This is a genomic window from Neobacillus niacini (assembly GCF_000759675.1).
In the GTDB taxonomy this organism is placed as follows: Bacteria; Bacillota; Bacilli; order Bacillales; family Cytobacillaceae; genus Neobacillus; species Neobacillus niacini_A.
On sequence record NZ_BAWM01000035.1, the window covers coordinates 1 to 14,517 of the forward strand.

Annotated in this window: 11 protein-coding genes and 1 tRNA gene; 8 read left to right on the plus strand and 4 right to left on the minus strand. The window is 39.7% G+C overall.

The features are described from left to right. Positions 1–390 precede the first annotated feature (390 nt). Positions 391–1,533, plus strand: coding sequence for an alpha/beta fold hydrolase (locus tag TR08_RS14810; protein ID WP_081954490.1), 1,143 nt, complete (start codon positions 391–393; stop codon positions 1,531–1,533). Between the two features lie 653 nt (positions 1,534–2,186). Here the strand turns inward: TR08_RS14810 and TR08_RS14820 are convergent. Further along, positions 2,187–2,260: transfer RNA gene (locus TR08_RS14820), tRNA-Arg, on the minus strand. A 70-nt stretch (positions 2,261–2,330) separates the two neighbouring features. Next, positions 2,331–3,038 carry a YwaF family protein gene (locus tag TR08_RS14825; RefSeq protein WP_045519350.1) on the minus strand — a complete coding sequence of 236 codons (708 nt, stop codon included), beginning with the start codon at positions 3,036–3,038 and terminating at the stop codon, positions 2,331–2,333. 163 nt (positions 3,039–3,201) lie between these two features. On the opposite strand from TR08_RS14825, the gene mutS reads away from it, so the two are divergent. The 3 genes from mutS to TR08_RS14840 all read left to right on the plus strand — a co-directional run bounded on the left by mutS (position 3,202) and on the right by TR08_RS14840 (position 8,270). Continuing rightward, positions 3,202–5,796 (plus strand): DNA mismatch repair protein MutS, encoded by a 2,595-nt coding sequence (gene mutS, locus TR08_RS14830; protein WP_193747750.1) that lies wholly within the window; start codon positions 3,202–3,204, stop codon positions 5,794–5,796. A gap of 12 nt (positions 5,797–5,808) precedes the next feature. After that, positions 5,809–7,692 carry a DNA mismatch repair endonuclease MutL gene (mutL, locus tag TR08_RS14835; RefSeq protein ID WP_045519352.1) on the plus strand — a complete coding sequence of 628 codons (1,884 nt, stop codon included), beginning with the start codon at positions 5,809–5,811 and terminating at the stop codon, positions 7,690–7,692. A gap of 125 nt (positions 7,693–7,817) precedes the next feature. Then, positions 7,818–8,270, plus strand: coding sequence for a hypothetical protein (locus tag TR08_RS14840; protein ID WP_045519353.1), 453 nt, complete (start codon positions 7,818–7,820; stop codon positions 8,268–8,270). 546 nt (positions 8,271–8,816) lie between these two features. On the opposite strand, the gene mreBH is transcribed toward TR08_RS14840, so the two are convergent. Next, positions 8,817–9,824, minus strand: coding sequence for a rod-share determining protein MreBH (mreBH, locus tag TR08_RS14845; RefSeq protein ID WP_045519355.1), 1,008 nt, complete (start codon positions 9,822–9,824; stop codon positions 8,817–8,819). Positions 9,825–10,152: 328 nt separating this feature from the next. Between mreBH and miaA the strand changes: the two genes are divergently transcribed. The 3 genes from miaA to spoVK all read left to right on the plus strand — a co-directional run bounded on the left by miaA (position 10,153) and on the right by spoVK (position 12,439). Beyond that, on the plus strand, positions 10,153–11,109 hold the full coding sequence (gene miaA / locus TR08_RS14850) for a tRNA (adenosine(37)-N6)-dimethylallyltransferase MiaA (RefSeq protein WP_045519456.1): 957 nt from the start codon (positions 10,153–10,155) through the stop codon (positions 11,107–11,109). A 26-nt stretch (positions 11,110–11,135) separates the two neighbouring features. Next, positions 11,136–11,366, plus strand: a complete 231-nt coding sequence (gene hfq / locus TR08_RS14855) for an RNA chaperone Hfq (RefSeq protein WP_034672853.1) — start codon at positions 11,136–11,138, stop codon at positions 11,364–11,366. Between the two features lie 122 nt (positions 11,367–11,488). Continuing rightward, positions 11,489–12,439, plus strand: coding sequence for a stage V sporulation protein K (spoVK, locus tag TR08_RS14860; RefSeq protein ID WP_045519358.1), 951 nt, complete (start codon positions 11,489–11,491; stop codon positions 12,437–12,439). 31 nt (positions 12,440–12,470) lie between these two features. Here spoVK and TR08_RS14865 read toward each other — a convergent pair whose 3' ends face one another. Further along, positions 12,471–13,076, minus strand: a complete 606-nt coding sequence (locus TR08_RS14865) for a trimeric intracellular cation channel family protein (RefSeq protein WP_045519360.1) — start codon at positions 13,074–13,076, stop codon at positions 12,471–12,473. Between the two features lie 168 nt (positions 13,077–13,244). On the opposite strand from TR08_RS14865, the gene hflX reads away from it, so the two are divergent. After that, positions 13,245–14,513, plus strand: a complete 1,269-nt coding sequence (hflX, locus tag TR08_RS14870; protein ID WP_045519457.1) for a GTPase HflX — start codon at positions 13,245–13,247, stop codon at positions 14,511–14,513. The last annotated feature ends 4 nt before the right edge of the window (positions 14,514–14,517 follow it).

The window sequence follows — 14,517 nt, forward strand, 5'->3', positions numbered from 1 at the left end:
CACACATTGATATCTTTAGTATAAAGCAAAAGGGGGTCAATCGCTCGACTAATATCGAGCAATTGACCCCCTGATTGTTAAAAGTGGACTTTTTCAGTGCCCTCATTTTCTGGGAGGCGTTTTTTTATCATTCTTACACTTTTTGTTCTCAATATTAAATTTTTTCGTAATATTTGTTTCTAATATAGAATAAGTAAAGTCTGGATGAATAGGTATAAAAAGGGAATGGGGTTTTGATTGATAATCTATTAATAGGGGAGTGAGGGTTGTGATTACTTGTCATACTCTTCCCAGGAAGGTGACGAGGCTCTTCTTATTAGTGTACAGAATTGATGAAATGATAAGGTTACCCCTTCCATGACAAATTTATTTAATTAGGAGATGAATATTATGGACATCGTCACTACTGACCTTCAAGTCCCGCACGTCTCTACTGTGCCGGCGAACGCGGGTCAATTGGTTCATCTATTTGTCCGAGAGCGTGACGGCACCCGTCATCAGAAGTCCCGTAAAGCGGTTCTCATGATTCATGGAAGGAGTATTCCGGTTCTCACGGGATTCGATCTAGGTAATGGCTTTTATAACTGGGCTCTCTCGCTGGCGCAAGCAGGTTTTGACGTGTTTATGCTAGATTTCCAAGGATCCGGCCGATCTCCGCGCCCAAAGATGGACGACCCATGTAACGTTAACCCAGCACAGCAAAGCATCCTGATCCCCACCCCGCTGTCGGCCCTGTGCACTGTGAAGTACCCGTTCCATCTCACCACCTCAAAGAGCGACTGGGACGAGTTGGACACGGTGGTCGATTACATCAGGGCCTATCGCAATGTGGAAAAGGTCGCTCTTATTGGCTGGTCGGCTGCTGCGTTCGCGATCGGACCGTATGCGATACAGCACCCTGACAAGGTGAAGAGCGTACTTTTCAATGCGCCGATCTTCCCCCCAAACGGTAGACCGAGTATGGTCGGAACGCGCTTCGGCGCACCAACTGGTGGATTTGAATTCCCGATGAACCTGACCACGAAAGCCGATTTCGAGAGCATGTGGGTTAAAGAGCTTAAGTGCTACTACCAGCGGGAATACGGGATTCAAGAGTTTGTGTGGAGATCGATCATGAAAAACGACAAGATTGGCCGCACTTGGGGACCGGCCCTTCCGTACGGACGCCCAGAAGGCGTCCTGAGGTACAGGAACGCCTTCTGGTGGGGCTGGAACTCCACCACCGTGAAGCTGGACGGAACCCTTGGCCAGTCGGTACCAGTACTCATCATCTATGGTGAGCATGACTCACAAGTGACACAGACTACGTCATCGCCATTTACTACGTTTTCAGTTACAGCTCTCTACGACGCCATCCCGGGTGCTCGTAAGCTGATATTCAAAGTCGCTTGCGCGGGACACTCCATGGTCTGGGAACGCCAAGCCAAGGTTCTGCACTACATTTCTAAGCAGTGGCTGAAGCGCGGATCAGTCGTCGGCCTCACCAACGGAAGCTTCTTTGTAGATACTGGGGGCAATCTCTATCCACAATAGCGTCTCATGTTTACTGTGCGTTCGAACAATTTTAAGAATAGCGATGTAGTGACCATGCCATGGTTGTTACTGATTTAGTGTTAAAAGGAGGATACATTATAACCCATATCTGACAAGGGTTTGAACCAGTGTCACTTGGTGGCAATACAATCATTTTCCATCAATTACATTAGTGTAAATCATATATAGAAAAATTTGAGGTCATTATGACCTAGGTGACCTCAAAAATAAGTAAAACACATGTGTCCTATTTTTAAATATGTATCCTTACTCGCAGTCTGACTGTGCAAATTAAATGCGCCTGTCCACATAATATTTTTCCTTGAAACTTCCCCCAAAACCTCCCCCAACAAATTGGGGGATAATACATTATTCTACAATGCAGACAAAAATAAAAAACCCTAGAAGTTGAGTAATTTCAACGTTTCTAGGGTTTTCATACGTGCAGTTTACAACTCGTATTAATTAACGAGAGTAGTACTCAACTAGCAGAAATGATTGCAATTCCATAATACAAAATGTTTCCCCAATAAGAAGCAAACTGATTTTAACTGCGTTTTCATTTACGGCACATTTGCGGCAAAGAAGGATTTGATAAAATAAAAAACCTTGCCTCGTCCCTTGAAAAGGTTGATTTGGCAAGGTTTTTATTACGTCCCGAAGAGGATTCGAACCTCCGACCTACAGTTTAGGAAACTGTTGCTCTATCCTGCTGAGCTATCGGGACACATTTATTGGGAACCTTACTTATTATAAATAGTTAATCGATAAAGGTCAATAAATAATTCACCTTGGTGTTATTGAACTCTCTTTTTTCGGAAAATTAACCAAACGATCAAACTAAGGGTTATTAATAAAAACTCCATTGATAAGATATACCATGGATAGGGACCTAAAAGATCCAATAAGCTGGCACCACTAGGTTTATGACTTAAAAACAAATAATTTCCGTCCACTGCCTTATTAATGAGCATAATAATTGGCATTAACACGTTCAAAAAGATAAAGAGTTTTACGACTGACCAAATGGTTGGTCTATATCCTTTAACCCAAGTAAAATAGAAGACAACCCAAATCTCCATTAAATGAGTATAAAAAAAGTGAAAAAAACGAAAATGAGGGAATTCAAATTTTAATAAAGGCGTAAATATTGCTTGGGTAGCACCCAATAATGCAGTAAATAATAAAATTTCATAAATGATAATTTTCCTTGTTAACAATAAAATTACGGATAGAACAAGGCTGATACTGCACAATTCTAATGGTATCGCATGACTGGTATCCCACATGTCATTTACATACATCCAAATATGGTAACAAGTTTCTATTACGATTAAGGAAATCGCAATTCCTACCTCAGTTTTTCTCCGTATTGCCTGCTTAAGCTTATGTCTATTGATAAAAATAGCTGCCGAAACCAGAAAAAGAATGGCAATAATAACAAAATGGCTGACAGAAAACATCTCAAAATCATATTCCTTAGAACTTCCTCCAAACCATCCCATCATGACCACCCTTTTCACTTTATTACTATAAATTATATGCAGGTATTTTGCATCCCCGACCATTATTGAATAAAAGAAATTTCTACCTAATCTAAGTCTAACTGATATATGGTATAATAGTTTGTCGAAGATACTCGAAATGATTAAAAATGTGGAGGTCATTATGGCTGGTTATACGCCGATGATACAGCAATACTTAACCGTTAAGGCAGATTATCAAGATGCCTTTTTATTTTTTCGCTTAGGCGATTTTTATGAAATGTTTTTTGATGATGCGATTAAAGCATCACAAGAATTAGAGATTACCTTAACGAGCCGCGAAGGCGGCAGTGAGGATCGAATTCCAATGTGTGGGGTTCCGTATCATTCTGCCCCTAACTATATAGAACAGCTTATTTCAAAAGGCTATAAAGTAGCCATTTGTGAGCAAATGGAAGACGCGAAACAAACAAAAGGCATGGTAAGACGGGAAGTTGTCCAGCTTATCACACCTGGAACGGTGATGGAGGGTAAGTCGTTATCAGATAAAGAAAATAACTACATCGCCTCTATTTCATGTTTTGAAGACCACACCTACGGATTTGCCTATACGGATCTTTCAACAGGGGAAAGCAAGGTAACGCAGCTCTCGTCTAATTTTGATGACGTATTAAATGAAATAGCTGTATTAAGCTCAAAGGAAATTGTTGTCGCAGCTAACTTCGAGGCTGAATTGCAAAAGAAAATGCGTGAGCGTGATGTGCTTGCCATTTCAATTGAAGATAATAGTTCAATAGAAATGCAGTTTACACATTTGTTGGAAAATCTAAATCAAGATAAATTAAAACAAACGGCTGCAAGGCTTTTTAACTATTTATATCGTTCACAAAAGAGAAGCCTTGAGCACCTGCAGCCAGTGACTACTTATCAAATTCATCAATATATGAAAATTGACTACTATTCCAAACGGAATCTTGAATTGACGGAGACCATTCGTTCAAAAGGGAAGAAAGGCTCCTTACTGTGGCTGTTAGATGAAACAATGACAGCGATGGGCGGCAGGATGCTGAAAACGTGGATTGATCGCCCGTTAATAGCGCTCGAGGAAATTGAACACCGTCAAACAATCGTAGAAGTATTGATGAACAAGTATTTTGAACGTCAGGAGCTTCGCGAAAAGTTGACAGAAGTATATGATTTGGAGAGGCTTGCAGGGCGTGTGGCTTTTGGTAATGTAAATGCCCGCGATTTAGTACAATTAAAGCGGTCATTAATGCAGATTCCTTTCTTAAAACAAATTCTCAATGGCATGGAGCATGAAGCAGTAAATAAAATTGCAGAATCACTTGATCCTTGTGAGGAAGTCACAGACCTTTTAGAGCAAGCGATTGTTGAGAATCCTCCGCTTTCTTTAAAGGAAGGAAATATTATTCGCGATGGGTATAATGCTCAGTTGGATCAATACCGCTATGCCAGCCGAAATGGGAAAACATGGATTGCACAGCTTGAGCGTGAAGAGCGAGAAAAGACTGGTATTAAATCATTAAAAGTTGGCTATAACCGGGTATTTGGCTACTATATTGAAGTTACAAGGGCAAACCTTCATCTTTTATCAGAAGGGCAGTATGAGCGGAAGCAGACCTTATCGAATGCAGAACGGTTTATTACACCAGAATTGAAGGAAAAAGAAGCGTTAATTTTACAAGCGGAAGAAAATGGTGGCGATCTTGAGTATGAGCTTTTTACTGAAATTCGCGAAATAGTAAAAGAACATATCCCACGCCTTCAAGCAGCCGCAAAGGCGGTTAGTGAGCTAGACGTTCTACAATGCTATGCACAGGTAAGTGAAGAGCGTAGATATGTAAAACCGAAGTTTTCAACTGAACGAAAAGTTGTTCTAAAAGAAGGCAGACATCCTGTAGTTGAAAAAGTACTGAATGCACAGGAGTATGTAGCTAACGACTGCTTTATGGACAATGAGCGTGAAGTTCTTCTGATCACGGGTCCAAACATGAGCGGTAAAAGTACGTATATGCGCCAGGTTGCATTAACCGCAATCTTAGCTCAAATTGGATGTTATGTACCGGCAGATAAAGCGGAGCTGCCCATTTTTGACCAAGTATTTACAAGAATTGGGGCAGCAGACGATTTGATATCTGGACAAAGTACGTTCATGGTCGAGATGCTTGAAGCTAAAAATGCTCTAACAAACGCAACGCAAAACAGCCTGATTCTATTTGACGAAATCGGTCGTGGAACCTCAACCTATGACGGAATGGCACTAGCACAGGCAATCATTGAATACATTCATAAACATATTGGTGCCAAAACACTGTTTTCAACTCATTACCATGAATTAACGGTCTTGGATAACGAGTTAGAGAAATTAAAGAACATTCATGTTAGTGCGATTGAGCATAATGGGAAGCTTGTCTTTCTTCATAAAATAAAAGAAGGCCCAACGGATAAGAGTTATGGAATTCATGTAGCCCAACTAGCTGAACTTCCGAAGGAATTAATTAATCGAGCAAATGAAATTCTATCAGCGCTTGAAAAACCTGATGTACAACCTGTCGCTGTTAAATCAGTGGAGAAGGAAATAAAGGAGCAGCCCTCACAGCTGTCATTCTTCGATGAACCTAATGAACCAAAGAAACAAGAATTATCTACGAAAGAAAAGAAAGTATTAGATAAAATGAAAGAACTTGATTTACTCGATATAACTCCGCTTCAAGCGATTAATCTATTGTACGAGCTACAGAAAAAGTTAAAAAGCTAGGAGGTGACTGTCATGGGCAAGATTATTCAGCTAGATGATGCACTATCCAATAAAATTGCAGCAGGAGAAGTAGTAGAGCGTCCTGCTTCTGTTGTAAAAGAATTAGTAGAAAATGCGATTGACGCTGGCAGTACGGTCATTGAAATTGAAGTCGAAGAGGCAGGGCTTGCAAAAATTCGCATCACAGATAATGGAAATGGAATTGAAGAAGAAGACGTCTTACTCGCCTTCCATCGTCATGCCACTAGTAAAATCAAGAATGAAAATGACTTATTCCGTATCCGCACTCTGGGATTTCGGGGGGAGGCTCTGCCGAGTATCGCTTCTGTTTCAAGGCTGGAGATGAAGACCTCAACAGGTGAGGGCGCAGGAAATAGAGTGTTGATTGAAGGTGGCAAGGTTGAAGTTTTTGAGAAAGCTTCGAGCAGGCGCGGGACGGATATTACGATTACCGATTTATTTTTTAACACGCCAGCACGCTTAAAGTATATGAAAACCATTCATACTGAGCTGGGGAATATTACCGATGTAGTGAACAGACTTGCACTCTCCCATCCAGAGGTCGCCTTTCGCTTAATTCATAACGAACGTAAATTGCTGCATACAAACGGAAATGGTGATGTTCGCCAAGTGTTGGCATCAATCTATGGAATGGCTATCGCCAAACAGCTTGTACCGATTTCCGGAAAATCACTTGATTACAAGATTAGTGGCTATGCCTCGATGCCTGAGGTAACCAGAGCCTCAAGAAACTATATTTCAACAATGATAAATGATCGGTTTATAAAAAATTATCCATTAGCAAAAGCGATTCAGGAAGGATATCATACATTACTTCCGATTGGCAGGTTTCCAATAGTTCTACTAAATATTGAAATGGATCCATTGCTAGTGGATGTGAATGTTCATCCATCGAAAATGGAAGTCCGTATCAGTAAGGAAGCAGAACTAAATGAACTGGTCACTGAAATCATCAAAAATGCTTTTAAATCGAAGATATTGATTCCAACTGCCTATACTCAAGAGAAAAAAGAGATTCCTAAGTCTGAGCAGACATCGTTGATACTAGACGAGAGAACCCATCCTACTCCTGTAAAAAAAGAGATAGAATGGGACCGACCTATTGTTTCCAGTACCATTCAGGAAAAAGGGACAGCGTTAGAGGTTAAAGTGGAACCGAGGATTCCAGATGTAGTAGAAGCTGAAAAAGTTGAAACGTACACTAATAACTGGGATTATGAACAACCAGAAATGAATGCAAATGAACCAGAGCAAGAGACGGAATTATATGCCGAAGTCGACCAAATAGATAGCCGGATTCCACGATTATATCCTATTGGTCAAATGCATGGTACGTATATCTTTGCTCAAAATGAAAATGGTTTATATATTATTGACCAGCATGCTGCCCAGGAGCGACTCAAGTATGAGTATTTCCGTGAAAAGGTAGGGCAAGTTCATGCTGAGCTCCAGGAATTACTTGTTCCGATAACTCTTGATTATTCAACAGATGAATATTTGAAAATAAATGAAAACCGTATGGAATTAGAAAAGGTCGGGGTATTCCTTGAGGAATTTGGATTGAACAGCTACATTGTTCGCTCCCATCCGCAATGGTTTCCAAAAGGCGAAGAAAAGCAACTCATTGAAGAAATGATTGAACAGATTCTTTCTATGAAAAAAGTCGATATCAAAAAGCTTCGTGAGGAAGCAGCGATTATGATGAGTTGTAAGGCTTCGATTAAAGCCAATCGTCATTTACGCAATGATGAAATCCAGGCGTTACTCGATGACTTGAGAAAAGCTTCGGATCCGTTCACCTGTCCGCATGGAAGACCTATTATTGTTCATTATTCGTCTTATGAAATGGAGAAAATGTTTAAAAGGGTAATGTAATCATGGCAAGAGTGTTTTCTAATAAGAAAGCACTCTTTTTTTAAAAAATAATCAGAATAGGACTTATATTTGTTTGATGTTTAGTGTAAAATTACACTATAAGGGAGATAAAAGGGGGTGGCCGAATGTTTGTTTTTGGCATCTTAAGTACTTTTTTACCTATAGTCATAATTATTTTTGTAATCGTTTACGCTGTGAAAAATAAAGAAATGGGGGGAGAGGCAGTGATACGTCATCTTTATACGTATTTAGTTTTGTTTGCAACTCTTATGATGGTGATTGGTGGAGGAATTTCGATTTTTATGGCCGCGGCAGATTTAGTAAGTCCGCCAGGCTATTATCAAAACTTTGAAGATTTTAAGCAGGTTTACCACGACGGGAAAGTTCCAACTGAGGAAAGTCAAAGGTTATCTGATGATGAAATCCGTGAAAGATATGATCAAATGGTAAAAGATGAAAAGAACCGTGCTAGAGAAAATGCGAAAAACCAAATTATTAAAAGCTTAGGTTTTATCGTCATTCCACTTCCGATTTTCCTTTACTTCAATAATATGAGAAAACGCCAAAGTGATATATAGAAATAGTATAGGTATTATGGTAAATGTGTTGGGGGTTACCGAAATGAAAGTATTATTGGTCGATTGCAAGTAGTCTGGAGTGACCGAAAGGCATTCAGAAAAAGCATTTGGGTCACTGCAGGTAGTATGGAGTGACCGAAGGGCATTCAGGAAAAGCGTTTGGGTCACTGCAGGTGGTCTGGAGTGACCGACAAGCATTTGTAAAAAGTATTTGGGTCAATGCAAATAGTCTTGAGTGACCGAAAAGCATTCAGGAAAAGCAATTGGGTCAATGCAGATAGTCTGGAATGACCGAAAGGAATACAGGTAAAGCAATTGGGTCAATGCAGATAGTCTGGAGTGACCGAAGAGCATTTATAAAAAGGTTTGGGTCAATGCTGGTAGTCTAGAGTGACCGAAAAGCATACAGGAAAAACATTTGGGTCAATGCAAGTAGTCTGGAGTGACCGAAAAGCATTCAGGAAGAGAAATTGGGTCACTGCAGGTAGTCTGAGTTGATAGAATAGCAAAAAGAGTGCCTTCCTCGGCACTCTTTTTTTATCCAATCTATCTCACTAAAGCTGGTAGCTTATGCATGTATTTAAGGGCTTGTCCGGTTCCGATTGCGACGGATTCAAGAGGATTTTCTGCTAATTGTACAGGCACTACTATTTCCTTGCTTAGCCATTCTTCCATTCCCTTCATCAATGCACCACCACCTGTTAGAATCACTCCACGGTCGACAATGTCTCCGCTTAGTTCGGCAGGGCAGTCCTCGAGTGTTGCACGAATTGCTTCTAATATATGAGATAATGATTCTTTTAAAGCATTTCTAATTTCATAGGATGATAGTGTAACGGTCTTTGGTAATCCTGTCACAAGGTCACGACCGCGTACTTCCATGTGAAGCTCTTCGTGATCGACCAACGCATAACCGATTTCCATTTTAACATTTTCAGCTGTTCTGTCGCCAATCAACACATTATACTCCTTGCGGACATATTGAATGATTTCTTCATCGAGACGGTCTCCGCCAATTTTAATTGAGTGGCAGGATACAACACCCCCGAATGATATAATCGCTACCTCTGTATTTCCCCCGCCAATATCAACAACCACATTTGCTACCGGCTCATCAACTGGCATTCCAGCACCAATAGCAGCCGCTACCGGTTCTTCAATTAACTGGATTTTTTTTGCGCCGGCATTTCTCACAGCGTCTTGAATAGCCCTTCTTTCTACACTTGTTGATCCTGAAGGTGTACAGATTACTACATTTGGCTTCCGTACGGCAAAGCCCATATTTTTAGAAGCTTTGCGCATGATATGCTTTAGAAGTTCAGTAGTAAGGTCATAATCTGCAATTACGCCCTCCTTCAATGGTCGGACTGCCATGATGTTCTCAGGCGTTTTTCCAATCATTTCTTTTGCTTCCATGCCAAAAGCTACAACCTTTTTTGTTTCTGTATCAATGGCCACCACAGAAGGCTCATTAACTGCGATTCCTTTATTTTTACTATAAACTAATATATTTGCTGTCCCTAGATCGATTCCAATTTCAAAGTTTGATAACATCTATTTCACCTAATTTCCCTATTTTTCGACAACTTGTTTGTTGACTCGTTATCTTTCTACAAAATAAGCTACGATTTAGCCTACCACGAACTTGGGGGTAAAAGGCTATTTGTAAATGAATCGTTATAGGAATGTAAAGTTGTAAACTAAATTTATTAGTTGGGCTAAAACTGTAATAATAAAAATCCTTGTCCATTTATGCATAGAAAAGATAATTTTTGATTATACTTATTTGATGTTCAACTGCTTTTAAAAAATGTGTTAGGATGTAAGTGTGACATGGTTCCTGCCATCACGGAAAAATGAATAAAAGGGCAGTGTGAAAATATTGGATTTAAAACAGAAATTATTAGTCATTATTGGTCCAACAGCAGTTGGGAAAACAAAGTTAAGCATAGAACTGGCTAAACAGTATAATGGCGAAATTATCAGCGGCGATTCCATGCAGATTTATCGTGGTATGGATATCGGAACTGCAAAAATAAAAATCGAGGAAATGGAGGGAATCCCCCACCATTTGATTGATATTAAAGAGCCGGATGAAAGTTTTTCTGCAGCTGAATTCCAGCAGCTTGTACGAGCAAAAATATCAGAAATCAACTCGAAGGGTAAGCTTCCTATCATTGTTGGCGGGACTGGGCTTTATATTCAAGCAGTTATATATGATTACCAGTTTTCCGAGGCACCAGCGGATGATGTTTTTCGATTACAGCTTGAAGAGAGAGCAAAAGAAATTGGAAATGAGGCGCTGCATCGTGAATTAACACAGATAGATTTTGAAAGTGCAAGCCAAATTCATCCCAATAATGTTAGAAGAGTGATTAGGGCACTTGAAATTTATCATTGTACTGGTAAGATTATGAGTGACTATCAAATTAATCAGCAGCCAGATCTTCTATACGAAACGGCCCTTATCGGTTTAACAATGGATAGGGAGAAGCTATACGAGCGAATTAATATGCGTGTTGAAATGATGATGTCGGAAGGGCTTCTCGAAGAAGTCAAATCGCTATACAAGCAAGGGCTAAGAGATTGTCAATCCATTCAGGCTATTGGTTATAAGGAAATCTATGATTATCTTGATGGGAAAGTTAGCTTTAACGACGCAGTGGAAAGTTTAAAACAAAATTCTAGGCGATATGCAAAAAGACAACTAACCTGGTTTCGGAACAAAATGGACGTTGAATGGTTTGAATTAACAAATGTGCCAGATTTGTCAAAAAAAATAACCGAAATTTCTCGTTATGTTGAAGGAAAGCTACAAGTAAAATCGAATACATATTAGTAGAGATAAAAGAGGAGGATATACAAATGAAAACCACCATCAACATTCAGGACCAATTTTTAAACCAGTGTCGTAAGGATAATACCCATGTAACGGTATTCTTATTAAACGGATTCCAATTGAGAGGCCAAATTAAAGGCTTTGATAATTTTACGGTACTTTTTGAATCAGAAGGAAAGCAGCAATTGGTTTACAAGCATGCGATCTCAACCTTTGCACCGCAAAGAAATGTTCAGCTTGACCTTGATGCGCAATAACCTGTACTTATGATTGAGCCCATGAAATCTGTGGGCTCTTTTTTATTTTTATAATGATTTGTTAACCGGATGAATACACATAAATGAAGGAGTATTGCTTTGCAAAATGAGAGGTGAAGGCTTTGGATCAACCGATTCGCATGAAAAGTAATGGACAAATAAGTGTGTCCCTCAACTCGCAAAAGAGGAAGTCATTAACGAAAGAGCTACCTGTTCCCCAAGTTGTTCCAAAGGTAATTCCCCCGGAGCACTCGGCATTAAAGGAAATCGAAGACGAGCTCGGGGCATTGGTAGGTATGGAAGAAATGAAACGAATGATAAAAGAAATTTATGCTTGGATTTTTGTGAATAAAAAACGTGAAGAAATGGGTATGAAGGCAAGAAAACAAGCACTTCATATGATGTTTAAGGGTAATCCTGGGACTGGAAAAACAACCGTTGCTAGATTAATTGGCAAGCTCTTCTTAAAGATGAATGTACTTTCTAAGGGACACTTAATTGAGGCAGAACGAGCTGACCTTGTTGGGGAATATATCGGTCATACCGCACAGAAAACAAGGGACCTAATCAAAAAAGCACAGGGTGGTATCTTGTTCATCGATGAAGCCTATTCATTAGGGCGTGGTGGAGAGAAGGATTTTGGAAAAGAAGCGATTGATACGCTAGTTAAGCATATGGAGGATAAACAGCATGAATTTATTCTCATTCTTGCTGGTTATTCCCGGGAGATGGATTATTTCTTAACTTTGAATCCTGGGCTGCATTCCCGCTTTCCATTAGTCATCGACTTTCCGAATTACACAATTGAACAATTGATGGAAATTTCCAGCCGAATGCTTGATGAAAGAGAGTATACCTTAAGCCATGAGGCGGAAAAAAAGCTAAAGGACCATTTAATTTGGGTTAAAGCAGTGCTTAATCCCAATAGTTTTTCGAATGGCCGGTATGTTCGTAACATTATTGAAAAATCAATTAGGGCTCAAGCCATGCGGCTTTTATTGCAGAATAGCTTCGACAAACATGAATTAATGACCCTTAGGAGTAATGATTTAATTTTCGAAGAAGATTCATAAAAAAATCGGCGGACAATTAGGCCGCCGATTTTTAATGTGCTCTTAGTCTCCTAGAAGGAAGTTTCCAATCAAATGTGTATGAAAGGACCCTTAGTGCTGTTATTAGTACAAATAAGGTGTACAACTCCAAAGGACTTGAGGCAATCTTTAATCCTATGATGAGACCAGCAAGAATCGCCCATACTGCATAAATTTCCGCTCGTAATACAATGGGTTTTCTGCCTGCTAGTAAATCGCGGATTATTCCCCCGCCAATACCAGTTAAGACAGCTGCCACAATGACCGCACTAATCGGATGGTCCATATTCGCTGCGTAAATGGCACCCTGTATTGCGAAAGCGGACAACCCGATGGCATCGAAAAAGTTCCCCCATTTTTGCCAATGCCGCAACAAATTGTTTGGAAATAAAAATACAGCCGTGATCGATAATAAAGCAAATTGGAAGAACAACCCTTGTTCCCATAATGCAGAAACGGGGACACCAATTAATAGATTTCGAATGGCTCCTCCACCGAAGGCGGTAACAATTCCCAAAATATATACCCCTAAAATATCATACTCCTCTTCCATCGCTATTATCGCTCCACTTACAGCAAAAGCAATGGTTCCAATGATACTTAAAACATCCCATGTCATTTTGTTCGGTTTCTCCTCGATGTAAAAATACTTATATTCTTTAAATTTTCAGAAACAGTATAATTTTAACACGGAAGTAAAAATAATCAACATAATTAATAAAAATTAGGGTAATAATATCTTTTTTGGTATGATGAGATGAGAGAATTTACGAAAGCAGGTGTTGGTATGGAACAAGAAGTAAGCTTAGAAAAAGCAATCTTAGTTGGCTGCCAAACGCAAACATTAGAAGATAGTCGGTTCCAATATTCTATGGAGGAGCTTGCTTCCTTAACAGAAACAGCTAAGGGTGAAGTTCTTATGACAGTTGTTCAAAAACGAGAGCGTATCCACTCAGCCCTATATATAGGTAAGGGGAAAGTCGAAGAACTAAAAGCACTTGTTGATGAAGTAGAAGCGGACTTAGTCATTTTTAACGATGAACTTTCCCCAAGCCAAAAACGAAATCTGGCTTCGGAATTAAGTGCCCGCATTATTGATCGGACTCAACTAATACTAGATATATTTGCGCAACGAGCAAGATCTAAAGAGGGTAAGCTTCAGGTTGAATTAGCACAGCTCCAATATTTATTGCCGCGTCTTGCTGGGCAGGGGACTGCGTTATCAAGATTAGGTGCCGGTATCGGAACAAGAGGACCTGGGGAAACCAAGCTTGAATCAGACCGTCGACATATTCGTCGAAGGATTGATGATATCAAGAGTCAGCTGGCAGTTATTGTTCAACATCGAGAGCGTTACCGGGAAAGAAGAAAGAAAAACAAAACATTTCAAATTGCGATCGTTGGCTATACGAATGCAGGAAAATCAACACTCTTTAACCGTCTTTCTGAAGCGGATTCGTTTGAGGAAAATCAATTATTTGCTACATTGGATCCAATGACACGAAAGTTGGTTTTACCAAGTGGGTTTCTAACCTTAATTACAGATACGGTTGGATTCATTCAAGACCTGCCCACAGCGCTGATTGCCGCCTTTCGTTCGACTCTTGAAGAGGTTAAGGAAGCAGACCTTCTTTTGCATGTTGTCGATATGTCCAATGCGGACTATTTCCAGCATGAGAAAACAGTTAATAAACTGCTTGAAGACTTGGAAGTGAAAGACATTCCACAAATAACCGTCTATAATAAAAGGGATATTAAGCATCCTGATTTTGTACCAACGACGAATTCACCTCTCATCTTCATAAGTGCTTATGATAAAGAGGACCGAAATGAACTTAAAAGAAAAATTGAAAAAGCTATTATTGAAATGATGGACCAATATCAAGTAAGTATACCTTCAACGGAGGGGAAACTGCTTGCACAATTAAAGAATGAGACGATTGTAAGAGAACTGGTTTTTGATGAAGAAAAAGAGCTTTATCAATGTAGAGGATTTTCTCTTTCAGATCAACAAATATCCGGACAAATACAGAAATACAAAACTAGAATGGAGTAACAGC

What these genes read in the sequence shown, in the direction of transcription:
- mreBH (WP_045519355.1), bottom strand. Translation starts at nt 9,824, where the DNA reads ATGTTATCAAACTTTGAAATTGGAATCGATCTAGGGACAGCAAATATA.
- TR08_RS14865 (WP_045519360.1), bottom strand. Translation starts at nt 13,076, where the DNA reads ATGACATGGGATGTTTTAAGTATCATTGGAACCATTGCTTTTGCTGTA.
- TR08_RS14810 (WP_081954490.1), top strand. Translation starts at nt 391, where the DNA reads ATGGACATCGTCACTACTGACCTTCAAGTCCCGCACGTCTCTACTGTG.
- hflX (WP_045519457.1), top strand. Translation starts at nt 13,245, where the DNA reads ATGGAACAAGAAGTAAGCTTAGAAAAAGCAATCTTAGTTGGCTGCCAA.
- mutL (WP_045519352.1), top strand. Translation starts at nt 5,809, where the DNA reads ATGGGCAAGATTATTCAGCTAGATGATGCACTATCCAATAAAATTGCA.
- TR08_RS14840 (WP_045519353.1), top strand. Translation starts at nt 7,818, where the DNA reads ATGTTTGTTTTTGGCATCTTAAGTACTTTTTTACCTATAGTCATAATT.
- hfq (WP_034672853.1), top strand. Translation starts at nt 11,136, where the DNA reads ATGAAAACCACCATCAACATTCAGGACCAATTTTTAAACCAGTGTCGT.
- mutS (WP_193747750.1), top strand. Translation starts at nt 3,202, where the DNA reads ATGGCTGGTTATACGCCGATGATACAGCAATACTTAACCGTTAAGGCA.
- TR08_RS14825 (WP_045519350.1), bottom strand. Translation starts at nt 3,038, where the DNA reads ATGGGATGGTTTGGAGGAAGTTCTAAGGAATATGATTTTGAGATGTTT.